Consider the following 26,871-nt stretch of genomic DNA (forward strand, 5'->3'; position numbering starts at 1 on the left):
TCCTTCTCCTGTCTCAGGTCTGATCCGACGATTCGAAGAGCGAGCTGACGGATTTTTCTTCGTGTATGCGCTTGATTGCCTCGCCGAAGAGGGACGCCACGGACAGCTGTTCCAGCTTGCCGTTGCGCATCTCATCCTTCAGGCGTATCGTATCCGAGACGATCAGGCAGTCCAGTACGGAATCCTCCACCTTCTGCATGGCGTTACCGGAGAGCAAGGCGTGGGTGCACGCCGCGTAGATCGTCTCCGCGCCGTTCTTCTTCAGGGCCTCGGCCGCGCCGGTCAGGCTTCCCCCGGTGTCGATCATGTCGTCGCGGATGATCACGTTCTTTCCTTCCACTTCGCCGATCACGTTGACGACCTCCGACACGTTGGGTCTCGGCCGCCGCTTGTCCACCAGGGCCAGCGGGCAGTTCAGCCGCCTGCCGTAGGACCGGGCCATGGCCATGCCCCCGGCGTCCGGTGACGCGATCACCAGGTCATCCGAAGTCCCCAGTTCCCTGAGCCGCCGCGTGAATACCGGCGCCGAGTACAGGTGGTCCAGGGGGATGTCGAAGAACCCCTGGATCTGGGGCGCGTGCAGGTCCATGGTCAGCACGCGGTCCGCTCCGGCCGCGGCGATCAGGTTCGCCATGACCTTGGCCGAAATGGGCACCCGGGGTCCCGCCTTGCGGTCCTGGCGGGCATAGCCGTAATAGGGGATCACCGCGGTGGCCCTTCGCGCCGATGCCCGTTTGGCCGCGTCCAGCAAAAGCAGCAGTTCGACGAGGTTCTCCGCCGGCGAGTTGGTCGACTGGACCACGAACACGTCGGTCCCGCGGATGTCCTCGTTGATGTGTATCCGGATCTCGTCGTCGCTGAAACGTGAAACGGCGGCTTTGCCCAGGGATACGCCGAGATATTCGCAAATGTCTTTTGCAAGCGGTGCGTTTGAATTCCCACTCAGAATCTTCAAACCGACCGCCACGTGCCGCCCTCCTCCGGTACCTCGATTAAGCCGCGTCATCCCGCCGGGATGACGAGGAGACCGCGAAGACCCGCCAGGACGGTTCGACCCGTCCCCGCAGGACCTGTGCTATCCGTTCCGCCTCCGCCCGGCCAGACGCCAGTCCGAAGACCGACGGACCGCTGCCGGACATCAGTATGCCCCTCGATCCGGCGTCCGCAAGCAGGTCCCTCGCCCTGTCGATTTCGGGGTGGGCCGCCCGGACCGCCGGTTCCAGGTCGTTATGCAGGCAGGAGGCCAGTCCATCGGCATCTCCGGCCTGCATGACAGAAGAGATTAAGTTAATACAGGAAGCGTTTTTTGTCAATTCCATTTTCCATTGGCTGTAGGCCCATCCGCTCGCGACTTCCAGGGGCGGGCAGACCAGGACGTAGTGGCGCGGTCGGGGCGCATCCAGCCAGGCGACCTTTTCCCCCCGTCCCGAAGCCACGGCCACGCCGCCACGGAGACAGAAGGGCACGTCGGACCCCAACTCCGCGGCGAGATCCATCAGGTCTTCTTCCCCCAACCCCAGCGACCAGAGCGCGTTGAGCCCGTGCAGCGTCATGGCCGCGTTTCCGCTCCCGCCGGCGAGTCCCGCGGCCACGGGGATGCGCTTCTCGATATGAATGCGCACGCCCCGGTCGCCGAGTCCGCAGCGCTCCCGCAGGAGTCCGGCCGCCCTGTGCGCCAGGTTGCGACCGTCCGTCGGCACGGCCGGGTCGGAGCAGGTTATGGTCGTTCCCTTCTCCAGCCCGGACACTTCCAGGTCATCGGCCAGGTCCACGGTCTCCATCAGCGTGACGATCTCGTGGTAGCCGTCGGCCCGCTTGCCGAGCAGGTGAATGGCGAGATTGATCTTGGCAAAGGAACGAAGGGTCATTCGCCGTTCGCTATGCGGGAGGTGGTCTGCGTGATGATGATGTGGACGATGAGCATGTGCATGTTTTCCGCCATGCCGTAGTCGTCCACGGGGACGTGGACCGAATGCTCCGCCGATGCCTTCAGCTTACCGCCGGAGAATCCCGTCACCGCGACCGTTACCATCCCGGCGGAACGGGCGAAATCCATGGCGCGCACCACGTTGGGGCTGTTCCCCGATGCGCTGATGCCGATGACCACGTCGCCCGGCGCGCCGAGATTGCGCAGCTGCTGCTCGAAGACCAGGTCGTAATCGAAGTCATTAGCCCAGGCCGTGACGTAGGGCAGGTTGTCGGTGAGACTGCTGACCCGGAAGCGGGGCTCGTCCTCCGTGCCGCGGAGCGTGCCCTTGCCCAGGTCCACGGCGAAGTGGGAAGCCGTGGCCGCGCTGCCGCCATTGCCGATGACGAAGATCCCCCGCCCGTTCTTCCGCGCGTCCATCAGGAGGTCGATGAGCGTCTGCACTTCGCCGGGTTCGATCCGGCCGAGGACCTCCTTCGTCCATTCGAGGTATTCGCGGATCATCGGACCTCCTTCGTCCGTTCGAGGTATTCGCGGATCATTTCGATACCTGCCTTCGCATGTTGAAGATCACCTTGGTGCCGTCGCGTTCCAGGTTGAAGGGCAGTTCCCGGTAGTCGGACAGCGCGTCGCGCACCCGGGACCGGGAAGACTCCGGACAGCACAGGAGCAGGAAGCCGCCACCGCCCGCGCCGCACACCTTGCCGCCCGTGGCGCCGGCGTCCCTGGCATTCCGGTACATGGTGTCGATCTCGTCGTTGCTCACGAGCCCGGACATTTTGTACTTCCACGTCCAGCCCCGGTCCAGCAGTTCGCCCATGCGGTCGATCTCCCCCGCCGCGAGGGCTGACCGCGCGCTTTGCGCCACGGACTTGATCTCTTTCACCAGGGCGAACTTGCCGGTCATGTTCGCTTTCTGTTCGCGCAGGATGGTCTCCGCCTTGCGGGTCTTGTTGGTGTAGAACAGCAACAGGCTGTCGCTCAACCGCTCCGCGTGGCCGTCGGCGAGACCGAGGCGTTCCACCTCCACGCCGCCGGGCCGGAACGTGAACCCGCACAGTCCGCCGTAGGCCGCGATGTACTGGTCCTGCTTCCCGATGGGCTGGGCGCACCGTTCGATCTCGATCTCGCAGGCGTCCCGCGCCAGTTTCTCGGTCGGCTGCGGGTTGCCGCAATAGGTATACAGGGCATTCAGCAGGCCTACCGTGATGCTGCTCGAGGACCCCAGGCCCGATCCCTCGGAAGGGATGTCCGTCAGCGTCGTGATCTCCACGCCCCGGGTCACGCCGGTGAGCCGCAGCGCCTCCCGGATCAGGTCGTGCTCGATCTCATCCGGATGATCGACGGCCTCCCGCTTCGAGTAGTTGATGTAGATGCGGTCGTCGAACCGTTCGTTGATGATGACGAAGATGTACTTGTCGATGGCCGCGCTGACGACCAGGCCGTCCTCCCGTTCGTAGAAATCGGCGAAATCCGTGAGGCCGCCGGCGAAGCTGATGCGCAGGGGCGTCTGGGTGATAATCATGGATTGCCGCCGGTTGTTTCGTCGGTGGCGTCCGGGTGCGTCCCGCGCGCGTCGCCGCGGCCTGCCCCGAGTGCGTCGGTTGCGCCCGCCCGCCGCGCCAGGTAATCGTCCAGGGCGTCCTCCCAGGTGGGCATCTCCGCGATGCCCAGGGACCGGATCCGGCCGTTGTCCAGCACCGTGTACAGGGGCCGGGCGGCGGGAGCGCCGTACGCTTCGGTGGTCGTAGGCATCAAGGCCGCTTCGATGCCCGTCTTCTGAAAGATGGTCCGTGCAAAGTCATAGTAGGAACACGCGCCTGCGCTGGTCACATGGTACGTGCCGTAGGCGTCGGTGGTCACCAGTTCCGCGAGCGAACGGGCCAGGTCGGCGGTCCCCGTGGGCGCCATCACCTGGTCGCCGACCACGACCACTTCCCGTCTTTCCGTGCCTGCCCTGATCATGGCCTCGACGAAATTGTAGCCTTTCCCGCCCCCGCCGGAGTGGCCGAACAGGCCGGTGGTGCGGATGATGAAATGACGGTCCCAGGTCGAACGCACCAGGTGTTCGCCGGAGAGCTTGGCCGTGCCGTAGACATTCAGGGGCAGGGGAAGGTCATCCTCCCGGTAAGGCCGGTCCGCCGTGCCGTCGAAGACGAAATTCGTGCTGACGTGCACCAGTTTCGCCCCGTACATGCGGCAGGCCATGGCCAGGTGCCAGGGGCCGAAGGCATTGACGGCGAAGGTCTTGTCGGGATGGGACTCGCACTCGTCGACCCGGTGGTACGCGGCGGTATTGATCACCGCATCGGGCTGGTGGTCCTTCAGCAGGCCGTAAACGCGGTGTTTCTCGGTGACGTCGAGTTCGCCGTGGGTACACGGAATCAGTTCGTGTTCGGCCAGCGAACGCTGCAGGTCCGTACCCAGTTGTCCCCGGGATCCGGTTATGAGGATGCGCATTTACTCCTGTCACCTGTCGATCAGGCGTCCCGCAGGTGTTGCTCGACGACCTTCGGCGCCTGCTCGACGGCCTCGTCGATCCGGGACGCGTCCTTCCCTCCGGCCTGCGCCATATGCGCCTTGCCCCCGCCGCCGCCCCCGATGAACGCGGCTACGTCCCGCGCCAGCTTGCCCGCGTGGAGGCCGCGCCCGGAAATCGCGCCGTCGGTCACCACGACGATGCAGACGGGGCGTTCCTCGAAGCTGGCGAACAGCACGCCGACCGCTGCGCCCGCAAGGCGCTCGCGCAACGTGTCTCCCATGGCGCGGAGGGTGTCCATGTCCGGGCAGTCCACCCGGCCCGCGGCCACGGCGACGCCGTCCGCGTCCTTGGCGCCACCGATCATGTCGTCGACCCAGTTCTGCGTCGAGGATCGGTCCATTTCGCGGATGTGCCGTTCCAGCTCGCGAACCCGCGCGGTCAGGTCTCCCGCCCTTTTTACCAGGTCCTCCGGCTCGCTCTTGAGGACTTCCGCGGCCCCCGCGACGAGTCCTTCGTCCCACTTGACGGCTTTGTAAGCGCCGGCGCCGGTCAGGGCCTCCACCCGCCGCACGCCGGCGGCGATGCCCGATTCCCGGACCAGCCGGAACAACCCAATCTCGCCGGTGGCGCCGAGGTGGGTGCCGCCGCACAGTTCCAGGCTCACCTCGCCGATGCGCACCACGCGTACCCGGTCCTCGTACTTCTCCGTAAAAAGCGCCATGGCGCCCTGGCGCTTCGCGTCTTCCAGGTCGGTCTCGAACGGTTCGACGCCGATGTTCTCCCAGACGAGCTCGTTGACCCGGCGTTCGATCGCGTTCCGTTCATCGGGCGTGACGGCGCTGAAATGCGAGAAATCGAAACGCAGGCGGTCGGGCGCTACCACGGAGCCCCGCTGTTCCACGTGCGCGCCCAGGGTCTCCCGAAGCACGGCGTGCAGGAGGTGGGTCGCTGTGTGGTTCCGCATGATGGACTGCCTGCGCGCCGCGTCGACCCGCGCGGTGACGGTCATGCCTGGCTTGAGATCGGCGGCGCAGTCCGGGTCGCAGTGGTGAATGACGATGTCGCCTTCCCGCGTCGTGTCCATCACGGCGATCCGGCCGTCCGATTCCGTCTCCAGCCATCCGGCGTCGCCCACCTGTCCCCCCGATTCGGCGTAGAAGGGGGTTTCGGTGAGGATGACGAAATCACCCTCAGCCGTTACGACCTCGGCATCTTCGACAGCGAGCTGATCGTATCCCAGGAACACGGTAGGATTTGGGTTTTCAACCTGAACATCAGCGGTGAATGATGGCGTGCCAGCCGTAACCCTCGCTTTTGTTGACCGCTCCCGCTGCCCCTCCATCTCCGCCTCGAAGTCGGCCATATCCACGGTCATGTCCTTCTCATGGGCCATCAGCTGCGTCAGATCCACCGGAAAACCATAGGTATCGTACAGCTTGAAGGCCTCTTCGCCCCGGATTTCATTTCGTCCTTCGGCGCCCGCCCGCTTGACGATATCCTCGAAGAGTTCGATGCCGTGATCGAGCGTGCGCCCGAAGCTCTCCTCTTCGGACCGGGTCACCTGCTCCACCTTCTCCTGCGCGGAGGAGAGTTCAGGGTAGGCCGCGCCCATCTCTTCGGTGAGCGTCGGAACGAGCCGGTAGAGGAAGGGATCGGCCAGGCCGAGATTGCGGCCATACCGCGCCGCGCGGCGGAGGATGCGCCTGAGGACGTAGCCCCTTCCTTCGTTGGAAGGCAGGGCGCCGTCGGCTATGGCGAAGACCAGGGCCCGGACGTGGTCGGCGAGCACGCGGTAGGCCACGGCCGTATCCCCTTCCGCGTAGGGATGTTGCGACAGTTCTCCGATGTGGTCCATCAGCGGGCGGAACACGTCGGTCTCGTAGTTCGTATCCACGCCCTGGAGGATGCTGAGCATGCGTTCGAAGCCCATGCCCGTATCGACATGACGGGAAGGCAGGGGCGTCAACGCGCCGTCGGCGCCCCGGTCGTACTGGATGAAGACCAGGTTCCAGATTTCCACGTATCGTGTGCAGTCCCTGTTGACGCCGCAGACATGGTCCGGATCACCTTCCCGGCCGCACCTTCCCGGACCCAGGTCGTAGTGGATTTCCGAGTTGGGACCGCAGGGACCGGTCTCACCCATTTCCCAGAAGTTGTCCTTCTCGTCGAATCTCAGGACCCGGTCGGCGGCGATGCCGGTGTGGCGCTGCCAGAGGTCCTCGGCCTCGTCGTCCTCCCGGAACACGGTCGCCCACAACCGTTCGGCAGGGAGTTCCCACCTCTCCGTGAGCAGCTCCCAGGCCCAGGCGATGGCTTCTTCCTTGTAATAGTCGCCGAAGGACCAGTTCCCGAGCATTTCGAAGAAGGTCTGGTGGATGGGCGACCGGCCCACGTCTTCGAGGTCGTTGTGCTTTCCGCCGGCGCGAATGCACTTCTGGTAATCCGTCGCGCGCACGTATTCGCGGGTGCTCCGCCCGAGGAAAACGTCCTTGAACTGGTTCATTCCCGCGTTGGTGAAGAGCAACGTGGGATCATCCCAGGGCACCACGCTGGCACTCGGCACGATCGTGTGGCCGCGGTCGGCAAAATAGCCGGTAAAGGACTTTCGCAGTTCGGCTCCGGTCAATTTCGGAACTCCTCTATTTCGTCCAGCACGCGGTGGACGACCTGGTAGATGACGGCCTGCCCGAACCCCCGCCTGCCCAGGAAGGCGACCATGCGGCGGTGTGCCGCGTCACGATCGAGCCGGGCATATCGATGGGACTGGCGTCGCAGCGCCTCGTAGGCCCGTTCGGTCTCCCCTTCGCCGGATGCACTTTCCTCGAGAGCGGTTTCGACGATTTCGGCGTCAATCCCCTTCTGACGCAACTCGCGGCGCAGCAGGGACAAGCCGGCCGGCCTTCTCCGAAGCCGTTCATCGATCCACAGCCGGGCGAAGCGCCCGTCGTCGATCAGTCCCGCGTGCTCCAGCCGGTCCAGCACCTGGTCGATCACCTCATCCACCCGGCCCCTGGACTTGAGTTTCACGGCCAGTTCGCGGCGGGTCCGCATGCGGTGGTCGATGAGCCGGTGGGCTTCCGCCATGGCCCGGGACACGCCGTCGGCCAGTTCCACTTCCTGCAGCCGTTCCGGGTCCATCGCCTGTCCGTCGAAGAGCCCGAACCGGAGGAAGGTCTCTTCCGTGATCGTCAGGATGCGCTCGCCGTCGATCGTGACCTTGCGTTCCCGTCGACCTCCACTCCCCCGCGGCGTGATATCCGTTATGGTCGGCATGGTCATTCCAGTTGGTCATTCCAGTTCGACATGGTCGATGACCGTGTACACCGGTCCGTCCGGTTTCAGATCGCTCTTCACCAGCGCCGCCCGTTTCACCGTAAACGGTTCGGTCTCGAACGCCATGTCCCGGACCAGATCCGTAAGCTTGGCCAGGCCCCGCGGCGACCGTACCCGGCCGATGGTCAGGTGCGGAGAAAAGGGCCTTTCCTCGCGAACGAAGCCGCGGGCGTGCAGTTCGGTCTCGATGCGCTGCTGCATGGCAACCAGCTCGTCCCGTCCTTCTACGATCGAAACCCAGAAGACGCGCGGGCGGTTCATATCCGGGAAGGCGCCGATGCGTCCCAGCTTCAGGTCGAAGGTGCCCGCCGAATCGAGCGCAGCGCTAAGGCCATCGCGAATGACCGCCGGCTTGTCCGTCCCGATGTTGCCGAGGAACTTCAGCGTGACGTGGATGTTGTCCGGCTCCACCCACTTGATGTCGGTCCCCGTCGTCTTGAACCGGTTGACCAGTTGCGCGATCCGGTCCTTTGCGGAGACCGGAACTTCCACGGCAATGAACGTACGCATCGATAACCTTTCTACGTGGCCTGCGGGTTGCCTACGTGGCCTGCGGGTTGCCGTTCCCGGGGATCCGGTTCGTGCCGGCCGCGCGGGTAAGCGCCTGCCGCAGCAAGTTCAGGGCGGCCAGCGCGGCCCGGGTCTTGTTGACCTGCCGGTCCGGTCCCAGCATGAGTTTTCGCGTCTCGACGCCGTCCACCGACGCGAGACCCAGGTAGACCAGTCCCACCGGTTTCTCGGGCGTCCCGCCGCCGGGCCCCGCGACGCCGGTAGTGGACAGTCCGTAGGTGGCGCCGCTGGTATGACGGATACCCTGGGCCATGGCGGCCGCGGTTTCAGCGCTGACCGCGCCGTGGCGATCGATCGTTCCCACCGGCACCTCCAGGCGCGCCATTTTCGCGGCGTTGCTGTAGGACACGACTCCTTCCAGCAGGTAATCGGAACTGCCCGGCACGTCGGTCATGCGGGAAGCCACGAGGCCGCCGGTGCAGGATTCGGCGATGGCCACGGTCGCGCCCGCCTGCCGGAGCAGCCGTCCCACCACCTCTTCGAGGGTATCGTCGTCCACGCCGTAGATATGTTCACCGGCCCGGGCGACCATCCTGGTTTCGACGGCTTCAATGCGCTGCCGGGCCTCCTCCCCGGTGCGCCCCTCGGCCGTGAGCCGCAGGTTCACTCCGGTCTCCTGGGGCAGGGAGGCGATCTTGACGTCCTCCGCCTCTTCGATGACATCGCCGATGATCTGGGAGAGATTCGATTCGCCGATGCCCGTGGTGCGGATCCACCGGTGGAGGATGACCCTCCCCGTGCCCTGCTCCTTCAGCCGCGGCAGCACCTGTTCGTTCAACATCTTCATCATCTCGCGGGGCACGCCCGGCATGACGAATACGGCGGCGTCGTGGTGGCGTACCAGGAAGCCGGGCGCCGTGCCCACGGGATTGTCGAGCACCTCGGCGTGGCGGGGCATATAAGCCTGGATGCGGTTCGATTCCGGCATGACCATGCCCCGCTGGGTGAACATCCGCTCCACGGTATCCATGATTTCGGGATGAAAGACCAGGTCCTGCCCGATCGCCTCGGCGATGACGATCTTGGTCACGTCGTCGTGCGTCGGTCCGAGTCCGCCCGTAACGAGCACCACGTCCGCCTGCCGGCACACCGTTTCCAGGGCCTGGCCGATGCGCGGCCCCTCGTCGCCCACGGTCATGGTACAGACCGGCTCGATGCCCGTTTCCGTCAGGCGCCGGCCGATATAGGAGGCGTTGGTATCGACCACGGAACCGTAGAGCAGTTCGTCGCCGATCGTAATTATCGCGGCGGACTTCATGACAAGAACCCCGTTACGATCCGCAAGAGGAGATGGGCGTAGACCGCGGCCACGGCATCGTCCATCATGACCCCCAGCCCACCGGGAAGGCGCTGCACCCGGTCGCAGGGGAAGGGTTTCCAGATATCCAGGACGCGAAACAGGACGAACCCCGCGACCACGGTCAACAGGTCGAACGGCATGGCGGCGAAGACGATAAGGACGCCGGCGATTTCGTCAATGACGATCCTGGGTCCGTCGTGGCCGAACAGGGGTTCCGCCCGGCTCGATACCCAGATGCCCAATACGAAAAAGAGCGCGGTGGCTAGCAGGTAATAGGATACGGTCAGCCCGAGCGGACCGGTCAGCGCCCAGACCAGCCCGAGTCCCAGAATGCTGCCCGCCGTGCCGGGCGCGTGGGGTGTGTAGCCGACGTAACATCCGGTCGACAGCAAGGTGATCAGGGCGCGCATACCTACCTCAGCAGACTGGTGAATATGGACCGGTTCTTGACCACGTAGTCCAGGCCGGAACTGACCGTGAGCACCATGGATACGAAGACCATGCCGTTGAGGACCCACCAGGCGATACCGTCGAACTCCCCGTTCCACTGGCCGAAGGCGATCATGGTCGTCTGGACGTTGATATAGAGCAGGATGATCACGATGACCACCATCTGCGAGGCGGTCTTCCACTTGGCGACCTGGGTCGGCAGGATGAGCAGGCCCCGGTACGCCGCGATGCACCGCAGGCCGGTCACGATGAAGTCCCTTCCGATGATGACCAGGACCATCCAGGTGTAGATGTATCCGAGGGACGCGAAGCAGATCAGCGCGGTGGACGTGAGGATCTTGTCCGCCAGGGGGTCCATGAACTTGCCGAAGCTGGTGATCACCCCGGTCTTGCGGGCCAGGTAGCCGTCGTACAGGTCCGTCAGCGCCGCGATCATGAAGATGACCAGCGCGATATACCGTGTATACAATGTATCTACCAAGAAGAAGACCATGAAGATGGGACTCAGGATGATGCGGAATATGGTCAGCTTGTTGGGTAGGTTCATGGCGGCAAGGGAATCGCCGGTTCGGTCCGGCGGTCTTGATTCAGTTCCGTGTTACAACTCCGTGCGGCCTTCCAGGGCGCGTGCGAGGGTCACTTCGTCGGCGTACTCCAGGTCGCCGCCCATGGGAAGCCCCCTGGCGAGGCGGGTAACCCGCACGCCCAGGGGCTTGATCAGGCGGCTGAGGTAGAGCGCGGTGGCTTCTCCCTCGATATTGGGATTGGTCGCGATGATGACCTCTTCCACCGATTCGCTCATCCGATCCACGAGTTCCCGGGCGCGTATGTCGTCCGGGGTGATGTTGTCGAGGGGCGAAAGCGCGCCGTGGAGCACGTGGTACAGGCCGCGGTATTCTCCCGTGCTTTCGAGCGTGATCACGTCGCGGGGTTCTTCCACCACGCAGATGGTCTCCGGCCTTCGCCGGGCGTCGTAACAGATCTCGCAGGTCTCGGACTCGGTGATGTTCCAGCACACGCTGCAGTACCGGACCTTTTCCTTCACCGCGCGGATGGCGTCGGACAACGAAAAGGCGCGTTCGGCGGGCCCCTTCAGGATGTGGAAGGCCAGCCGCTGGGCCGTCACCCTGCCGATGTTGGGCAGGCGGCTCAACTCGTCCACCAGGATGGCCAGGGCCTCGGAACTGTATTTGCGCACCATGGGTTTACATCCAGTACGACCGGATAGTACGACCGGATAGTACGACCGAATCGGGATCGGCGAAACGTCTCGCGACGGGGTGTTACGGTCCCAGGCCGGGGATGTTCAGTCCGCCGGTGATCTGGCCCATCTCCTGGTTCACCAGTTCCTGCGCTTTCTGCTGGCCCTGGTTGACGGCGGCCACTATGAGATCTTCGAGCATTTCCACGTCATCGGCGTCCACCACGGCCGGATCGATCCTGATCTCCACGACGCTCAGCCTGCCGTCGACCACCGCGGTCACCATCCCGCCGCCCGCCGTGCCTTCGACCCGCTTCCCGGCCATTTCTTCCTGGATCTGCATCATCTTCTTCTGCATCCGCTGGACGCGCTTCATCATGCCCGACATGCCCTTGGCCATATCCTTTTCCTTTCCTGCCTGCCTTCGATTGCCGCGACCCGGACTCAGTCCGTCACGATCTGGCCGTCGAAGGCCTTCACGATTTTTTGGACGGCCGGATCTTTCGCGGCGCCCGTGCGGGCGTTTGCCGCCTGGCCGCCTGTTTTGCCGGCCGTAGTGGTGCCCTGTGCTTCGCTGTCGATTTCTACAGCCGAACCGGGATACTCGTCCAGGCCGGCCCCGGCGATATCCGCCTGGTCGATACCGCCTTCCATCTCCGCTTCAGCGATATCCGCCTGGTCGATACCGCCTTCCATCTCCGCTTCGGCGTCATCCGAGCGGTTGCCACCGGCTATCTCCGCTTCGGCGTCTACAGTTCTGCTGCTGTCCCCGGCCATCCTGGTATCGGCGTCACCGGTCTTTTGGTCGGCGTTTATCTCTTCGGCGTTTTCCTCTTCGGCGCTTTCGTCGATCTCGCATTCGATACGTACTGGGATTCCCAGCACTTCTTTGCATACCGACTGTATCATTTGCGAGTTCTCACGTTTTTCGACCCGTTCCTTTACAAAGACCTGTCCTGACTCGAACCCGAGCGTAATCGTGGCGGGACCTCCCGACCCTTCTTCATCTGGCGGCGAAAAACTCTTTATCTCGACTTCCTTCAACTGCCTGCCCAGGAAGCCTGGTTGCCTGGCGATCTCGTCCACGATGGAGGGCCATCGGTTGCGGGCTGTCTGGAGATCCAGTTTCGGCGAAGCCGGAGCGCCCGCCGATGACTCGGAGGATGCCGTCGAAGTCGGTGTGGCCGCCGATGACTCGGTGGATGCCGCGGGGCTTCGGTCCGCATCATCGGCTGGTGCAGGTCCCGATGGGGCTGCCACCGATGGGGGAGGTGGAGGTGCGGAGCCAGAAGATGGATCTGCAGGCTGAGCAGACGGGGCTTCGGAAGCCTCTGTGCCGGAAGCCTCTGTCCCGGACGCCTCTGTGCTGGACGCCTCTGTGCCTGATACTTTGCCCCCCTCTTCCGTTCCCACGCGCCGGGCCATTTCGGACAACCGGGTCATGACGTCCGTCAGTTGAACCGAGCGGGCCATGCGTATCATGCGGACGACGCCCGTCTCGAGCTGCACCCGGGGAAGCGCGCTGTTCTTAACCGCCTGTTCCATCTGCGTGGCCAGCTGGGAGAGCCGGAGCAGGTCTTCCGTCTCGAATCGTCCGGCCTGTTCCCGGAAGCGGTCCAACGCGAGGGCGGCGTCGCCGATCAGCACTTCCGCTTCGGGCGCCGCCTTGACGACGAGCAGGTTGCGCAGGTGTTCCAGGATGCCCAGGACAATCTCTTCGAGATCGTGCCCCTGGCCGAAGATCCGGTCGACCAGGTCCAGCCCTTTGGGCACATCCTGCTCCGCCACGATGTCCAGCAACTCGAAATAGACGTCCTGGTCCACGATGCCCAGGACCTCCGCCGCCTCGCGGGCGGTCAGCGCGGTGCCGCCGAAGGCGACGACCTGGTCCAGCAGGCTTTCGGCGTCCCGCATGCTGCCGTCCACCCGGCGCGCGATCAGGGCGAGGGCCTCGCGCTGGACGTCGTACCCGCTCTTCTCGCTGATCATGGCGAGGTGATCCACGATGGTGGGCCCCGATATGCGCCGGAAGTCGAATCGCTGGCAACGGGAGAGCACGGTGGGGATCACCTTCCGGGGGTCCGTCGTCGCGAAGATGAAGTACACGTGGGCAGGCGGCTCTTCGAGCGTCTTCAACAGGGCGTTGAAGGCCTCCTTGGTCAGCATGTGCACTTCGTCGATGATGTAGATCTTGTGCTTGCCCTGGCTGGGCGTGTACTTGACGCTCTCGAGCAGATGCGTCCGGACCTGTTCGACCCGGTTGTTGGACGCGCCGTCGATCTCCAATACGTCGACGCTGCGTCCTTCCGAGATTTCCTGGCAGAACGTGCAGGCGTTGCAGGGCGTCACCGTGGGGCCGTCGACGCAGTTCAGGGCCTTGGCCAGGATGCGGGCCGTGGTGGTCTTGCCCACGCCGCGGGGTCCGGCGAAGAGGTAGGCATGGGCGATCTGACCCGCCTGAATGGCGTTTTTCAGCGTGGTGGTGACGTGTTCCTGCCCGATTACGCCGTCGAATTCCTGGGGGCGCCATTTTCGGGCGGTAACTTCGTAGGCCAATGCCCAACCCTCCATGCCTGGGTTACTCGGGACAAGAGGCAGGCGGAACGAAGGGGAAAGATAAAGCGGTCGTGCACCCACCCTCGAATCTACTCGTATCGAGGCATCCGTGCCGCCGGCTCCGGCCAGGCACTCCCACGGCACACGCTTCAGGCGCTTACCGCTGCTACCTTCCGGTCCTGACGGGGTTGGGCGTTGTCACGTTGCGCGGGACCTGACTTTCAATACCGGATGCAGCGCATACCGGCGACGCAAGTGCGATCCTCGGGATGGGAATTCGATCCCGCTGTAGCGGGTTGCGGGTTACAGGGCACCGCTAACTCCCCATCTAGCACGACCGTAATCGATCCAAGCCTGTAAAACGGGATGGCGGGACACCGGCTGCCTGGCGCCCGGCCTTCCGAGTGGAGCAGAGCGGAATCGAACCGCCGACCTCCAGATTGCGATTCTGGCGCTCTCCCAACTGAGCTACTGCCCCAAAACAATTACGGAGAGGGTGGGATTCGAACCCACGGTCCACATGGTGAACACACGCTCTCCAGGCGTGCCGATTCAACCGCTCTCGCACCTCTCCCAGGTTCATTGGTTATCAAGTAACACTTAGCCAACCGACCAGAACCGCCCGGGTTTAGAACCTGTGTGGACGGAGTCTGTAACTGATGCTGAAACAGTCACATATCTGTCTGCTGATTCCAGGAATGCAACCGAGTCACAGCACCGAATCAGAACAGACAATTTAACATTTTCAACCTACACAAACAACAGAAATCAACCAATCGGGTTTATACTCCGTCCTCTGGTTCAGAGACCACCGCACGCTTTGGGAAATTACCCGGCGATTCCTGACCCTTCGGGAAGTTCAGGGTTACTTCAATGGCCAATTACGGCTCTATGATGCGGAGGTTGGTTTGGTAAACCTTGACTATATCTCTACCTGATATATATTAATGATATGTCCGAAAGTCGTACCGTATACGTCCTCCTCGGTTTTCTCACCTGGCGGCCCATGTCAGGCTACGAACTCAAGCGCAGCATCGCCCGCAGCGTCGGAAACTTCTGGTCGGAGGGCGATGGCCAGATCTATCCAGTACTGAAGCGCATGGCCGGCAAAGGGTGGATTGCCAGCCGTGCGGATGACGGCGTGGGTGGACGCAGGAGGCGGATCCACGAAATAACCGAAGCCGGCCGCGCGGTGTTGCAGGCATGGCTGAGTGCGCCGGTGGACGAACCGCCACCGCGGATCGAGCTTTTGCTCAAACTGTTCTTCGGGGATGAAGTGGCGCCCGAGGTCAGCTTGACCCACGTCGAAGCCGCACGAACGACCGCCATCTACAGGCTCAACCATCTTCAGTCCATTGCCGAAGACCTTCGCGAACGCCGCGAGGAGGACCCGCGCGCGGCGTTCTGGATACTGACCGTAGACTACGGGCTTGTAGTGACGGAAGCCCGTCTGCGGTGGTGTGAACGCGCCATGGACGAACTGCGGCGCCTGCGTGGAACCGAGCAGTACAGCCGACATCCCGTCTCGTCGCAGGGAACTGCCGGTGGGACTTAGCCGTAACGGAAGAGAAACATCTGATGACACTCGATGATGCCAGCCGATGTTGAGAGGATCCGGATGGAAAACATGACGCGTCGTGAATTGCTCGCACTGGCGGTTGGAGGCGGGCTGGGTGCGCTTTGGTCGCCTGGGTCAAGCGTGGCATGGACGCAAGCCGCTGATACATGGAAGCGGGGCTATGACGCGGCGCGGACATCCAACCCCTACCTGCTGGGCTTTCAGAACGCGGATCGAGACCGTTACGCCAGCGACCTACTACCCGTCTACGGCCGCTGGCCCCGGGATCTCGCGGGCACCTTCTACCGGAACGGGCCGGCCGGCCACGAGGTCGGCGGACGGCGGTACCACCACTGGTTCGACGGCGATGGCCTGGTCCAGGCTTTCCACATTTCCGCCGACGGGATCCGCCATCTCGGCAGGTTTGTCGAAACGGCAAAGCGCCGAGCCGAGCGCGACGCCGACCGCATGTTGTGGCCGGCGTTCGGCACTTCCCTGGACGGCGGCCTGCCGGTCTCTCATCCGGACACGATCAATACCGCCAACATCAGTATCCTGCACCATGCCGGCGAGTTGCTGGCCCTGTGGGAGGCCGGTTCGCCCCACCGTCTCGACCCGCAGTCTTTGGAAACGCTGGGGATCAAGACCTGGCGCTCCGACCTGCGCGGCGCACCTTTTACCGCCCATCCCAAAGTCGAGCCCGATGGTACGGTGTGGGCGTTCGGCTACGCGCTTGACCGTGGCCTGCTGGTACTGTACCGGATCGATGCGGGCGGGAAGGTAGAAAAGGCCGACACGGTCGGTATCTCGCCGCTCGGAATGATCCACGACTTTGCCGTTACGGTGAACTCGCTGGTCTTCGTCATTCCACCGCTGGTATTCGATCCCGAGCGTGTTGCTCCCGGAGTCAGCTTCCTCGACACCCAAGTATGGCGACCGGAACTCGGCACCCGCGTGCTTGCCGTGGACAAGGATGATTTCAGCTGCCGCCGCTGGTGGCAGTTGCCACCCGGTTTCGCGTACCATCTCGGCAATGCCTGGGAGGACGGTGGGAACGTGCATTTCGATTACTGCGTCGCGCCGGACGCCACCGAGTTGACCCATACCTTCCGCGAGGTCATGCGCGGCGTATGGAGCCCGCCCACGGAGCCGACGCGGTTTGCGCAGGTCACCCTTGGCACAGGCGATGCGGTGGAGCAGCACGTCTTCGACCGCCAGGCCGAGTTTCCGAGGGTAGCCCCGGGCGTTGTCGCCGCCCGGCATCGCTACGTCTACAGTCTGGCCGGCCCGTTGGCCAGAAGATCGGATATTGCGTCACCCGGTCTCGACCGCGTGGTGCGCTGGGATACGGAGACGGGCGACACGGACGCTTACGTCTACGATGCGGACTTCATCCCGGAGGAGCATATCTTCGTGCCGCGTCCCGGCTCATCGACGGAAGCGGAGGGTTGGGTGATCGGCACCGCGCTGGACCTGGACCGCGGAATCACACAACTGGCGGCCTTCGACGCTATACGGATCAGGGAAGGACCCGTAGCTGTGGCCCGGTTGCCCTACGCGTTGCCTCTTGGCTTTCACGGCATATTCGTTCCGGCGTGAGCGGCAGAAAGTCAGGTCTGAATAGCGTGTAGGCCTGAATTGTGTGCAGGCCTTGAATAGAACGCGGCCTGAATAGTGCGCAGGCCACCGGGAAGGCCGTCGGCGAAAACCTTAACTTGAATGGGAGGGATCTTATGTACAAGTTGCTCTACGCTACAGCGGTAAGTTGTTGCATCTGCGCAGCCGCCGTCGGCGCGATGGCGACGCCCGCGACTGGCGGCGACCTGGAGATTACCGTGGAGGGCATCAGTGACGACGAAGGCAACGTTATGGTAGCCCTGCACGACGAATCCGGAATGGAGGGCTTCCCCGGTGCCAATGGCGCGATCGCGGCACAGTGGATGCGGGCTGCGCCTGGATCGCTACGTTTCGTGTTTCTGGATCTGTCACCTGGCCGGTACGCCGTAGCCGTCTTTCATGACGATAACGGTAACGATGAACTCGACACCAACATACTGGGCATTCCCTCAGAAGGCACAGGTTTCAGTAGAAACGCGCAGGGGAACTTTGGGCCACCGAGTTTCCACGACGCGGCCGTCGAGATCTCATCGGACAGCGGTACCACGCACACGACGGCGACGCTGGTATATTAAAAAAAACTGCAAGTCATTCATGGCAAATGACTTGCAGTAAAAGTGCAACGGAGAGGGTGGGATTCGAACCCACGGTGCCCGAAGGCACAACGGTTTTCGAGACCGTCCGATTCAACCACTCTCGCACCTCTCCGGCAACCTCGGTTCGACAGCCGTATTACCCGTTCCCCGTTTTTGCCGGAAGAACTCCCGGAGCAGTTCGGAACAGGGGTCTGCCAGCACGCCTCCTGTAACTTCCACCTGGTGGTTCAGCCGGGTGTCCCTCACGATATCGCGCAGGGACCCACAGGCCCCGGTCTTGGGATCGTCTGCCCCATACACCAGGCAGTCCAGGCGGGCGAGCACGATCGCTCCCGCGCACATGGAACAGGGTTCCAGCGTAACGTAGAGCGTGGCACCGGCCAGCCGTTCATAACCCAGCGCGGTGCTGGCATCGCGGATTGCGAGCATCTCGGCATGGGCGGTGGGATCGCGCAACCGTTCCACGCGATTCTGGCCCCGGCCGATAATCGCGCCGTCGTGAACGATCACGGACCCGACGGGCACATCACCGGCGGCTCCCGCCGACCTGGCTTCTTCCAGCGCCAGCCTGAGCCATTCTTCGTGTTCTCCGCCGTTGCTTTTCATACGACCGCGTCCCACGAAATATACGCCCGGAGGGAGTCGAACCCCCAACCTCCTGATCCGTAGTCAGGTGCTCTATCCAATTGAGCTACAGGCGCTCGAAGCCAGCGAACAAGAGCACCGCAATTTACAGGTCGAGTGCGCCAAAGTCAAGCGGATACTGATCCCGGTCCCGATGGGCGAAGCGTCGCAATTGAGGCGGTCAGGAAGGGCCGCGAGCCAGCCTTTCGAGATAGATCCCACGCCGCTCAACATACCCTTCGGCGGTCCGATGTATGCGTTCGATCTGCTCGTTCGTGACGGAACGTACCACCCGTCCGGGAACGCCCACGACCAGGGAACCCGGAGGCACTTCCATGTTTTCGAGTACCAGTGTGCCGGCGCCGATGATGCTGTGCCTTCCGATGCGCGCACCGCTGAGGATCACGGCGCCCATGGAAATCAGCACGTGGTCCTCCACCACCGCGCCGTGGACTATGGCGCGGTGCCCCACGGTGACGCCCTTGCCCAGTTCGGTGGGCATGCCGACGTCGATGTGGAGGACGCTGCCGTCCTGCACGTTGGTTCCCTCGCCGATGGTTACGGGCTCGTCGTCCGCCCGGATCACCACCTGGTACCAGACGCTCGCGTCCTTCCCAATGTCCACCGCGCCGATCAGGTCGGCGCTTTCTGCCACGAAGGCGGACGGATGGATGCGGGGAGCATGGTGGACGTACTGGTTGGAGGCCATGTAAGGCTCGTTTTCAGGTCGCGGCGGCGAACTTCCTGTGGTCTACAGGCCGCGGCGGCGAAACCGGCCTGCGGCGAAACCGGCCGGGAGTTGCTGGCCGCGGTGGCGAACCTGACCGGTGATCGACCGGCCGGCAGTCCACCGGCCCTGGCCGTGAGATCCACCGGCCCGGCCGCGCGCTAGCCCGCGGCGTCCTGTCCAGGCACCAACCGGGGAATGACGTAAGGCCCTCTCGGGACGACCGCGATAGTGGCGCCGGGGCCGTGACGCTTCAGCGCCCGCGCGATGCCCACCTCGACAGATGGAATGGGCTCGACCAGGCAGTCCCGGACATCGTCGTTATTCAGTCCGTCCGTATAGAGGTAGATCTTGCTCTTCTTCAGCGCCTTGACCAGTTCCTCGATCTCCCACTGGTCGATGGTGAACACGCCCGGTTGCTGGATCCAGTGGATGAAGGCGTCGATATCCGTCGTCCGCCGGAGCAGTCCTTCGAACTCCGCGCTGCCGATCCCGTCGGCGCATCCCGCGGCGATGACGATGGATCCGCCTTCCTTCAGTATGTCCAGCACGCCGACCATGCCCTTCACGGCCTGGTAGAAAGTGGTGTCCAGGGGATAGCCGGCCGACGAGGTCACGACGATGTCCACCGGTTCCTCGACGGAGGCCACGACCATGCCGTCCACGTGCTGAACACCGTACCGGTGCGCCCGATCGAGCTCGCCGGCGAACACCCCGGTGACGCGGCGGTCCTCGTCCATGGCCACGTTGAGGATGAAATCGACCCCGGCCCGCCGGGCGATTTCCAGCGCGGCTTCGTGGAGGGGGTTGCCGTCGAGCACGCCCGTCGTGGCGTTGGGATGCTCCAGGATGCCGGGTCCGTGAAGATGCTCGATCGTCTCCACGCCCACGAGACCGGGTGCGACCAGCTTACGTCCGCCCGAGTACCCGGCCATGAAGTGCGCCTCGATCAGCCCGGTCAGCACCTTGAGATCGCTCTCCACGTAACTGCGGTCCACTCGGATCGGGATCCCCGTGCTGGTGGCGCCTAGATCGGCCTGTTCGTTGCCGCTTCGGGCGACGTGATTGACGACGGGATACCGGTCCACCACGCCATCGGTCAGGGTCTCGCGGAGCTGTTCCTCGTCCATGGGGGCGTGCAGTCCCGTGGCGACCAGAAGGGTAATGTCCTCCGGCCTGATCCCGCTTTGCTCCAGGCATTCCAGGAGCGGCGGCAGGATAATGTCGTGGGGGACGGGCCGCGTAATGTCGGAAACGACCACGCACGCGTCGCGGCGGCCCCGGGCGATTTCCGCAAGGGGCGGACCGGCCACGGGCCGCTGCAGGGCCTCACGGGTCGAGGTCACCGGATCATCCAGCGGAGGTGTTTCCCGCATGTTGAGGACGGCGGCCAGGTTTTCGTCCGGGACGCTGACATTGAGGCCGGATTTATGGTAGTCGAGGGTGATGTTCACGGCGGCTCCCTACGGGTCTTCCTGCTCGAATGCGAGCCCGGGTCCCGGCGAAGGTTCGAGTATGCCCGCGGCACCGGCATCCATCATGGTCCGCGCCAGTTCGCCTGGGGATTCGTGGAGCGCCAAAATGGCCCCGCTGCTGCCCGCAAGCTTCGCACCTGTCGCGCCTGCACGCTGGGCGAGTTCGATGAACCGATCGTCCTCGGGATTGGATCCGCCCAGCGAATGGGTTATCGCCTGGTTCTCGTTCATCAGCTCTCCCAGCGCGTCGAGCCTGTTCTCGAGGATTGCTTTCTTACCTTCCCGGGCGAGGGTCGCGATGGCGTTATATGCTTCGACCACTTCGGTTTCCCCGGCGAGCCAGCGTTCCCGCAAGGGGGTGTGCACGCCTCCGGAGATGCGCTGACCTCCCGTGATGACCACGACAAGCGGCAGGGACGCTGCGGAAGCCATCGGCTCCATGGTGGCGTAGGGATCGGTCCCGTATTCCAGGTGGAATTCCTTTCCCCTGAAATCCATGTAATGAAGCCCGCCGAAGGTGCCCATGTAGGCGTCCTGGTACCCGCAGAATGTAAGGTTCTGGTACTCGATCCTGCGGACGAGCTCCGCCTGGTGGTACGGACTATGGCGGATACCACGGAAGGCGAGCAGGCCGGCGACCATGGATACGAGCAGCGCGGTCGATCCCGACAGGCCGGCGCGGAAGGGGATATCGGTCGACCACGAGATCCTGACGCGCAGGTCCGCGGATTCGGTTCCGGTCAACGCGACCCGGGCGATATCGAAAATGTCCCCACGTGGGGCCAGGGCGTCGGACGACGCGATGACGCGCTGCTCGGTGCCGGCGTCCAGGACCAGGCGGTCCGCCGGCTGGATCCTGACCCGTGCCCGCTCCTTCGTCGAGCACGAAATCACGCTGCCGCCGTACATGTCGGTCGGGTTGCCCACGATGCCGACACGGCCGGGTGCGGATGCGGTTAGGGTCCCGTTCAATTGGACTCCACCCGGCTCAGACCTTTCCGATCCTGCGGCCCATGCAGCCTATACGGCCCATGCGGACCATCCGATCGACAGTCGCGCCGAATCTTGGGAAGTATGCACGCGGTAATCATGATTCGTTCAACCGCTCTTGCAGATGATCGCGGAAAGCCGTACCGTCGACCTCGTCCTCTACGGCGTAATCGGCAAAGGCTTCCCAGTAGGTCAATGGCGTGCCAATGTCGTAGCGCCGGTCAGCGGATCCCAGGGGTACGCACCAGACCTCGCCGCATGGACGGCCCCGGACTCCCGGATCGTGCGCGCCGACCGACCCACCCGAACCGCCCGCCCTTAGCAGGTCCCGAATGGCGTCTGCGAGCCACAGTTCGCCGTTCCTGCCACGCGGCGTCGCCTCGAGTGCGGGGAAGATGCCGGGGCCGCATATGTACCGGGCCGATACGGCGTAGCGGCTTGGCGCGCTTTCCGCGGATGGTTTCTCCACGATATCATCGATGGGGAATGTCGTGTCCGATTCGTACCTGGGCTTTACGATGCCGTACCGCGACACCTTGTCTTCGGGCACGTGCTCCACCGCGATGGTGCACGCGGCATCTTCCTTCCCGTGGGTCGCCATCATACGCCGCAGAACGCTTTCTTCCCCCGTCGACCGGATGACGGCGTCGCCCCAGGCCACGACGAAGGCGTCGGATCCGGCGAAGGCCTTTCCCAGGCGCACGGCATCGCCGTTTCCCCCCGGAACCTCCTGGCGGACAAACGAATAATCCAGTGCGGGCGGACCATCGGACGATCCGCTGGTCGTATTTGCCGCCCTGTCCGAAGTTCCGCCATTCACGAAGTAATCCTCGATCGCTTTTTTCCGGCTGGAAGTCACGAAGAGGATGCGCTCGATCCCCGCGACCGCCAGTTCATTCACAACGTGGTGAATGACCGGCTTGCGCCCGAGGGGCAGCATTTCCTTGGGGACAGACCGTGTGAGCGGCAGCATCCGCGTGCCCAGGCCCGCTACGGGCACGACGGCCTTGCGGATCATCCCCCACCTTCCTGACGCGCGTTCCTGACCGCATCGACGTATTTCCGGGCCGTATCGGTGAGCACATGCCAGTCTCCCGCGGCCACGGCGGCCTTGTCGACCAGGTTCCCGCCAACGGCGACGGCGCAGGCGCCCGCCCGGATGAAGTCGCCCGCGTTGTCCAGGTCCACACCGCCCGTGGGCATGAGATCGATCTGAGGGAGCGGCGCCTTGACGTCCTTGAAATACCGGGGTCCCACCGCCGTTGCGGGAAACACCTTTACGATGTCCGCGCCGCATTCCCAGGCCGACAGGATCTCGGTCGGCGTCAATGCGCCGGGAATGATGACCTTGTCGTATCGCCGGCACAGGGTGATGACGTCCGGGTTAAGCGTCGGCGTCACGATGTATTCGGCGCCGGCCAGGATCGCCGCCCGGGCCGTTTCGGGGTCCAGCACGGTGCCCGCGCCGAGGAGGATCTCGTCCCCCAACCGGTTCGCGCATTCGCCGATGACGTCCAGGGCCCCGGGCGTCGTCATGGTGATCTCGACGGCCCCGATACCGCCCCTGCCGATGGCCTGGGCGACCTGGACCAGCGCGTCGGGACGGTCGGCCCTGAGCACCGCGACCACGCCGCAGGCTTTGATAGATGCCAGGTTTTCGGATCTCGAAGACATGGATACACTCCAGCAGGCGATTCGTTACTCCAGGGTGACCTTCACCTTGCGCTCCGGACGCTCGTGCAGGTGCCCGTGTCCCGTCAGCGCCACGCCAAGCCGGATGGACGGCTTGCCGCCCACGGGGAAAATGTGATGGAACGTCAGGGCCGGCACGAAGATGAAATCCCCCGCCTTCGCGTGGACGGTCTCTTCACGGCCCTCGATCACCCAGTCGATTTCTCCCTCCAGCACCAGCCACCACTCGTCGTAATCGTGGCAGTGATTGTCGTTGATCGTGCCCGAATCCTGCCAGATGAAAGCCGCGGTCACGTGGTCCGCGGCAACGACGGCGCAGGAGGCGGGCGGCGGACCGATCCGTTCCTTGATCTCGTCTATATTGATGCGGTTGAGCGCGGCGTGCATGATCGGGTTCGGCGGGGCCATCGAGATGCTCCTTTGGTGAACCGGGCCTACGCGACCCGGTACTTCGATACGGTTTCCTCGTTTACCGTGACGCCCAGCCCGGGTCCGTCCGGCACCGCCACAAGTCCCTCGTCATCGATTGCGAAGCGTTCATGGGTCAGTTCGTGTCGCAACGGCGAATCGGACATGCAGAACTCGAAGACGGACGCATTGGGCAGGGCGGCCAGGGCGTGCAGCGACGCCGCCATGGTAATGCCGCTCTTGTAACTGTGGTTGACGACCTTGCGGCCGTGCCGGTGGGCGGTCTGTCCGGCCGTGGCCATGGTCGTGATGCCGCAGCGTCCCGGGTCCGGCTGGATCCAGTCCAGTCCGCCCTCTGTGACCAGCCGTTCGAAGTCCTCGAGCCGGGACTCTGCTTCCCCGGTGGCGATGGGCACAGGACTCTCCGCGGTCAGCGCGGCATACCCTTCGATGTCGTCTGGATGCAGCGGCTCTTCAATCCAGAAGGGCCGGTACTCGGCGAACTGCCGGGACCGGGTGAGGGCGGTCTTCCAGTCCCATACCTGGCCGGCGTCAATGAGCACGTCCACCTCATCGCCCGTGCCCCGGCGAGCCTCCCTCACCAGGGCGACGTCCTGCCCTTCGTCTTCGCCCATGGGCCCCCAGCCGAACTTCACCGCCGTGAATCCCTGGTCGGCGAATTTCCGGCCGATCGCCCGGGTCTGCTCCGGCGTGTCGCCGAACAGGACGGAAGCATAGGCCCGGAACCTGAGCCGGTGCGCGCCGCCCAGGAGCTCGTAGACGGACTGTCCGCTCGCCTTGCCCGCGATGTCCCAGAGCGCCTGGTTGATCCCCGCCATGGCATGCCGCCCCACGCCGACCCGGCCGTAGTAGTTGGCCGACGCCATCATCCGGTCCGTGCAGGCGTCGATGTCCAGCGGATCGGCGCCCGCCAGTGCGTTGGCGAGGCCGTCGCAGATCTGGTGCGACAGCGGCGCGTCGATGACGGCCTTGACCACGGTGGGACAGGAATCGACTTCGCCCCAGCCTGTGATGCCTTCGTCCGTTTCGATTTTAATCAGGCAGGTATCCTGCGTCCCGTCACAGGCCTCCGTCACCTGGGGCAGCCGCAGGACCAGGGCGGAAACCTCGACGATCCGCACGCGAACGACCTCCTTGACCCTCATCCCGGCAACGTAGAATCACGTCGGTAATGTGTGGATCGACACAGGGGGTGTCAAGGGGAGATGCCCCTGGATCGGGGGCGGGACGCCAGCCCCCGGACAACCGGCCCGAACACAGGTTTTGCGCGGTCTGAATCCGCCCGTGAGAACACCCCCGGTAACGCCCCCGTTGACGCCCCCGGTGACGCTCCGGAACCGGCAAATAAACCTTGACACTCCTGCGCGGCCCCTTGCACTTTGGAGGCTGGAATAACGGCATTCCCGCTCACATCACGAACAGGCGGCCTCGCCCGGCATCGCCCCGTTTATCCGCCGCGGCGCATCAGAAAACCCGATCCTATGTTCCGATACATCATATACCGCATCGTAGGCCTGGTCGGCGTGCTGTTCCTGGTCACGGTCATCACCTTCAGCCTGATGCACGCGGTGCCGGGCGGCCCCTTCGACGAGGAGAAGATGCCCCTGTCGGCCGAGGCCAAGGCCAATATCCTGCGCAAGTACGGACTGGACCGCCCCCTCTACGAGCAGTACGGAAGATACATGTGGAACGCGCTGCAATTCGATTTCGGCATCCCCTTCCAGAGTCCGGGCGAGACGGTGACGGACCTGATCGCGCGGACCTGGCCCATCAGCATGCAACTGGGCGGCATGGGCCTGGCCGTAGCCTTCTCCTTCGGCATCCTCCTGGGCATCCTTTCCGCCATACGCCAGAACACATGGGTGGACTACGGGACCACGGTTATCGCCACCCTTGGGATCACTGTGCCCAGTTTTGCCATTTCCATCCTGTTCATCGTCCTCTTCGCGACCATCTGGAGGGTCCTGCCCACGGGCGGTTGGGGCGGGCCGGAGACCTGGATCATGCCGGTGATCGTGTACGCCCTGGGTCCTATGGCCATCGTCGCCCGGTACACTCGTTCGAGCATCCTCGAGAACCTCCGCATGGACTACGTGCGGACGGCCAGGGCCAAGGGACTGAAGGAGCGCAGCGTCCTGTTCATCCACGTGCTGAAGAACTCCCTGATCCCGCTGCTCACCATCATGGGGCCCATGCTGCCCGGGGTAATGACCGGTTCGCTCTTCGTCGAAGGCATTTTCCGCATCCCGGGCCTGGGACAGTTCTTCGTCACGAGCATCTTCGAGCGGGACTACCCCATGATCATGGCCCTTACCCTGCTGGTCGCAGTGCTGATCGGGATCGTCTACCTGATTACGGACATCCTGTACGCGCTCGTGGATCCCCGGGTCAGATACGTTCGCGGGAGCAAGTAATGGACCACGGTGCCGCGCGCTCGAAACGGACGTTCCGGGACTACCTGGGCATCTCGGCCCGCGGTTTCTGCATGGGGGTGGCCGATGTCGTGCCCGGTGTGTCCGGGGGAACGATGGCCTTCATACTGGGCGTATACGAAGAGTTGCTCGACGCCGTGCACGCCGTCAACGCGAGGTTTCTGCGTTCGCTGGTTACCTTCCGGTTCGGCGATGCCTTCGACGGTTTCCCCCACCGTTTCCTGATCGCCCTCGTCACCGGCATCTTCGTGGCCATTTTCAGCCTGGCCCAATTCTTCGCATGGGCGCTCGATCACCATCCCGTCCACGTCTGGGCCTTTTTCTTCGGGCTGGTACTGGCGTCGATCATCACGGTGCGGGTGAAGGTGTCTCGCTGGACCGTGAAGGAAGCGTTCGCGTTACTGCTGGCGGCCGCGGCCGCATTCGTCCTGGTGGGCGCCGTTCCGGTCGAGACGCCCTCCGCCGCCTGGTTCATCTTCCTGAGCGGAGCGATCGCGATCTGCGCGATGATCCTGCCCGGCATATCGGGCTCGTTCATCCTGGTCATCCTGGGGAAATACCAGTACATGCTCACCGCCGTGGTCGAGCGTAATTTCCTGCCCATCCTCATCTTCGGGTGCGGCGGGATCCTGGGACTGGTCTTCTTCGCGCGGGTGCTCAGGTGGCTGTTGCGCCGCTGCCATGACGTGACCGTGGCGGCCCTCATCGGCCTCATGGCCGGCTCATTGCGCAAGATCTGGCCGTGGAAGGAAGTCGAAGAGAACGTCCTGCCCGCTTCGCTGTCGGGAGATGTCCTGCTGTCCATCGGCCTGGGTATCGCGGGCTGCGCGATCGTAGTGATCATCGAGCGGCTCGCGGCCAGGCGACCCGCAGGAGACACGGTAGACTAGCAAACGGTAGACCAGCACACGG

General features: G+C 64.0%; 27 protein-coding genes, 4 tRNA genes and 1 other RNA gene. 5 read left to right on the forward strand and 27 right to left on the reverse strand.

The window, feature by feature from the left end; genetic code table 11:
* Window positions 1-13: 13 nt before the first annotated feature.
* From F4Y38_08625 to F4Y38_08705, 17 genes are all read right to left on the reverse strand, one after another.
* Complete coding sequence (locus tag F4Y38_08625) at window positions 14-1,006, reverse strand: ribose-phosphate pyrophosphokinase (GenBank protein MXY49348.1); 993 nt, start codon at window positions 1,004-1,006, stop codon at window positions 14-16.
* Window positions 993-1,868: a 4-(cytidine 5'-diphospho)-2-C-methyl-D-erythritol kinase gene (gene ispE / locus F4Y38_08630; protein ID MXY49349.1), complete on the reverse strand. Its 876-nt coding sequence runs from the start codon at window positions 1,866-1,868 to the stop codon at window positions 993-995. The genes F4Y38_08625 and ispE overlap by 14 nt, the downstream gene beginning before the upstream one ends.
* Window positions 1,865-2,431 (reverse strand): SIS domain-containing protein, encoded by a 567-nt coding sequence (locus F4Y38_08635; protein ID MXY49350.1) that lies wholly within the window; start codon window positions 2,429-2,431, stop codon window positions 1,865-1,867. Before F4Y38_08635 ends, ispE begins: the two co-directional genes overlap by 4 nt.
* A gap of 34 nt (window positions 2,432-2,465) precedes the next feature.
* A complete protein-coding gene (locus F4Y38_08640; GenBank protein MXY49351.1) occupies window positions 2,466-3,452 on the reverse strand; it encodes a GHMP kinase in 987 nt (328 codons plus the stop codon).
* Entirely contained in the window at window positions 3,449-4,387 is a 939-nt protein-coding gene (rfbD, locus tag F4Y38_08645; protein MXY49352.1) for a dTDP-4-dehydrorhamnose reductase, read from the reverse strand. The genes F4Y38_08640 and rfbD overlap by 4 nt, the downstream gene beginning before the upstream one ends.
* A 20-nt stretch (window positions 4,388-4,407) precedes the next feature.
* Window positions 4,408-7,035: an alanine--tRNA ligase gene (gene alaS / locus F4Y38_08650; GenBank protein MXY49353.1), complete on the reverse strand. Its 2,628-nt coding sequence runs from the start codon at window positions 7,033-7,035 to the stop codon at window positions 4,408-4,410.
* Complete coding sequence (locus tag F4Y38_08655; protein MXY49354.1) at window positions 7,032-7,688, reverse strand: regulatory protein RecX; 657 nt, start codon at window positions 7,686-7,688, stop codon at window positions 7,032-7,034. The genes alaS and F4Y38_08655 overlap by 4 nt, the downstream gene beginning before the upstream one ends.
* A gap of 9 nt (window positions 7,689-7,697) precedes the next feature.
* A complete protein-coding gene (thpR, locus tag F4Y38_08660) occupies window positions 7,698-8,252 on the reverse strand; it encodes an RNA 2',3'-cyclic phosphodiesterase (protein ID MXY49355.1) in 555 nt (184 codons plus the stop codon).
* 31 nt (window positions 8,253-8,283) lie between these two features.
* The gene (locus F4Y38_08665) at window positions 8,284-9,570 is read right to left on the reverse strand and encodes a competence/damage-inducible protein A (GenBank protein MXY49356.1); all 1,287 of its coding nucleotides are present in this window, start codon (window positions 9,568-9,570) and stop codon (window positions 8,284-8,286) included.
* Window positions 9,567-10,022 (reverse strand): phosphatidylglycerophosphatase A, encoded by a 456-nt coding sequence (locus F4Y38_08670; GenBank protein ID MXY49357.1) that lies wholly within the window; start codon window positions 10,020-10,022, stop codon window positions 9,567-9,569. Before F4Y38_08670 ends, F4Y38_08665 begins: the two co-directional genes overlap by 4 nt.
* A 2-nt stretch (window positions 10,023-10,024) precedes the next feature.
* Entirely contained in the window at window positions 10,025-10,609 is a 585-nt protein-coding gene (gene pgsA / locus F4Y38_08675; protein MXY49358.1) for a CDP-diacylglycerol--glycerol-3-phosphate 3-phosphatidyltransferase, read from the reverse strand.
* A gap of 51 nt (window positions 10,610-10,660) precedes the next feature.
* Window positions 10,661-11,263 (reverse strand): recombination protein RecR, encoded by a 603-nt coding sequence (recR, locus tag F4Y38_08680; GenBank protein MXY49359.1) that lies wholly within the window; start codon window positions 11,261-11,263, stop codon window positions 10,661-10,663.
* 82 nt (window positions 11,264-11,345) lie between these two features.
* Window positions 11,346-11,663 (reverse strand): YbaB/EbfC family nucleoid-associated protein, encoded by a 318-nt coding sequence (locus F4Y38_08685; GenBank protein ID MXY49360.1) that lies wholly within the window; start codon window positions 11,661-11,663, stop codon window positions 11,346-11,348.
* A 44-nt stretch (window positions 11,664-11,707) separates the two neighbouring features.
* Window positions 11,708-13,834, reverse strand: a complete 2,127-nt coding sequence (gene dnaX, locus F4Y38_08690; protein ID MXY49361.1) for a DNA polymerase III subunit gamma/tau — start codon at window positions 13,832-13,834, stop codon at window positions 11,708-11,710.
* Window positions 13,835-13,888: 54 nt separating this feature from the next.
* Window positions 13,889-14,156, reverse strand: an RNA gene (gene ffs, locus F4Y38_08695) — signal recognition particle sRNA large type.
* A 68-nt stretch (window positions 14,157-14,224) separates the two neighbouring features.
* Window positions 14,225-14,297 (reverse strand) — tRNA-Ala (locus F4Y38_08700).
* 10 nt (window positions 14,298-14,307) lie between these two features.
* Window positions 14,308-14,393: transfer RNA gene (locus F4Y38_08705), tRNA-Ser, on the reverse strand.
* A 378-nt stretch (window positions 14,394-14,771) separates the two neighbouring features.
* Here F4Y38_08705 and F4Y38_08710 point away from each other — a divergent pair.
* The 3 genes from F4Y38_08710 to F4Y38_08720 all read left to right on the forward strand — a co-directional run bounded on the left by F4Y38_08710 (window position 14,772) and on the right by F4Y38_08720 (window position 17,569).
* The gene (locus F4Y38_08710; GenBank protein MXY49362.1) at window positions 14,772-15,374 is read left to right on the forward strand and encodes a PadR family transcriptional regulator; all 603 of its coding nucleotides are present in this window, start codon (window positions 14,772-14,774) and stop codon (window positions 15,372-15,374) included.
* Window positions 15,375-15,407: 33 nt separating this feature from the next.
* Entirely contained in the window at window positions 15,408-16,976 is a 1,569-nt protein-coding gene (locus F4Y38_08715; GenBank protein ID MXY49363.1) for a carotenoid oxygenase, read from the forward strand.
* Between the two features lie 134 nt (window positions 16,977-17,110).
* Window positions 17,111-17,569, forward strand: a complete 459-nt coding sequence (locus tag F4Y38_08720) for a DUF2141 domain-containing protein (GenBank protein MXY49364.1) — start codon at window positions 17,111-17,113, stop codon at window positions 17,567-17,569.
* 48 nt (window positions 17,570-17,617) lie between these two features.
* On the opposite strand, the gene F4Y38_08725 is transcribed toward F4Y38_08720, so the two are convergent.
* The 10 genes from F4Y38_08725 to F4Y38_08770 form a co-directional block, all read right to left on the reverse strand.
* Window positions 17,618-17,702 (reverse strand) — tRNA-Ser (locus F4Y38_08725).
* A complete protein-coding gene (gene tadA / locus F4Y38_08730) occupies window positions 17,681-18,196 on the reverse strand; it encodes a tRNA adenosine(34) deaminase TadA (protein ID MXY49365.1) in 516 nt (171 codons plus the stop codon). Before tadA ends, F4Y38_08725 begins: the two co-directional genes overlap by 22 nt.
* A gap of 21 nt (window positions 18,197-18,217) precedes the next feature.
* Window positions 18,218-18,291 (reverse strand) — tRNA-Arg (locus F4Y38_08735).
* A gap of 104 nt (window positions 18,292-18,395) precedes the next feature.
* The gene (locus F4Y38_08740; GenBank protein ID MXY49366.1) at window positions 18,396-18,923 is read right to left on the reverse strand and encodes a gamma carbonic anhydrase family protein; all 528 of its coding nucleotides are present in this window, start codon (window positions 18,921-18,923) and stop codon (window positions 18,396-18,398) included.
* A gap of 179 nt (window positions 18,924-19,102) precedes the next feature.
* Complete coding sequence (larA, locus tag F4Y38_08745) at window positions 19,103-20,395, reverse strand: nickel-dependent lactate racemase (GenBank protein MXY49367.1); 1,293 nt, start codon at window positions 20,393-20,395, stop codon at window positions 19,103-19,105.
* A gap of 9 nt (window positions 20,396-20,404) precedes the next feature.
* The gene (locus F4Y38_08750; GenBank protein MXY49368.1) at window positions 20,405-21,388 is read right to left on the reverse strand and encodes a hypothetical protein; all 984 of its coding nucleotides are present in this window, start codon (window positions 21,386-21,388) and stop codon (window positions 20,405-20,407) included.
* A gap of 115 nt (window positions 21,389-21,503) precedes the next feature.
* A complete protein-coding gene (locus F4Y38_08755; protein ID MXY49369.1) occupies window positions 21,504-22,424 on the reverse strand; it encodes an NTP transferase domain-containing protein in 921 nt (306 codons plus the stop codon).
* A complete protein-coding gene (eda, locus tag F4Y38_08760; GenBank protein MXY49370.1) occupies window positions 22,421-23,080 on the reverse strand; it encodes a bifunctional 4-hydroxy-2-oxoglutarate aldolase/2-dehydro-3-deoxy-phosphogluconate aldolase in 660 nt (219 codons plus the stop codon). Before eda ends, F4Y38_08755 begins: the two co-directional genes overlap by 4 nt.
* Before the next feature lie 24 nt (window positions 23,081-23,104).
* Window positions 23,105-23,506: a cupin domain-containing protein gene (locus F4Y38_08765; protein MXY49371.1), complete on the reverse strand. Its 402-nt coding sequence runs from the start codon at window positions 23,504-23,506 to the stop codon at window positions 23,105-23,107.
* Window positions 23,507-23,532: 26 nt separating this feature from the next.
* Window positions 23,533-24,648 carry a mandelate racemase/muconate lactonizing enzyme family protein gene (locus F4Y38_08770; GenBank protein ID MXY49372.1) on the reverse strand — a complete coding sequence of 372 codons (1,116 nt, stop codon included), beginning with the start codon at window positions 24,646-24,648 and terminating at the stop codon, window positions 23,533-23,535.
* A 360-nt stretch (window positions 24,649-25,008) separates the two neighbouring features.
* Here F4Y38_08770 and F4Y38_08775 point away from each other — a divergent pair, with 360 nt between their 5' ends.
* Window positions 25,009-25,941, forward strand: coding sequence for an ABC transporter permease (locus F4Y38_08775; GenBank protein ID MXY49373.1), 933 nt, complete (start codon window positions 25,009-25,011; stop codon window positions 25,939-25,941).
* Window positions 25,941-26,849 (forward strand): DUF368 domain-containing protein, encoded by a 909-nt coding sequence (locus F4Y38_08780; protein ID MXY49374.1) that lies wholly within the window; start codon window positions 25,941-25,943, stop codon window positions 26,847-26,849. Before F4Y38_08775 ends, F4Y38_08780 begins: the two co-directional genes overlap by 1 nt.
* The last annotated feature ends 22 nt before the right edge of the window (window positions 26,850-26,871 follow it).

It is taken from the genome of Gemmatimonadota bacterium (genome assembly GCA_009838645.1).
GTDB lineage: Bacteria > JAAXHH01 > JAAXHH01 > JAAXHH01 > JAAXHH01 > JAAXHH01.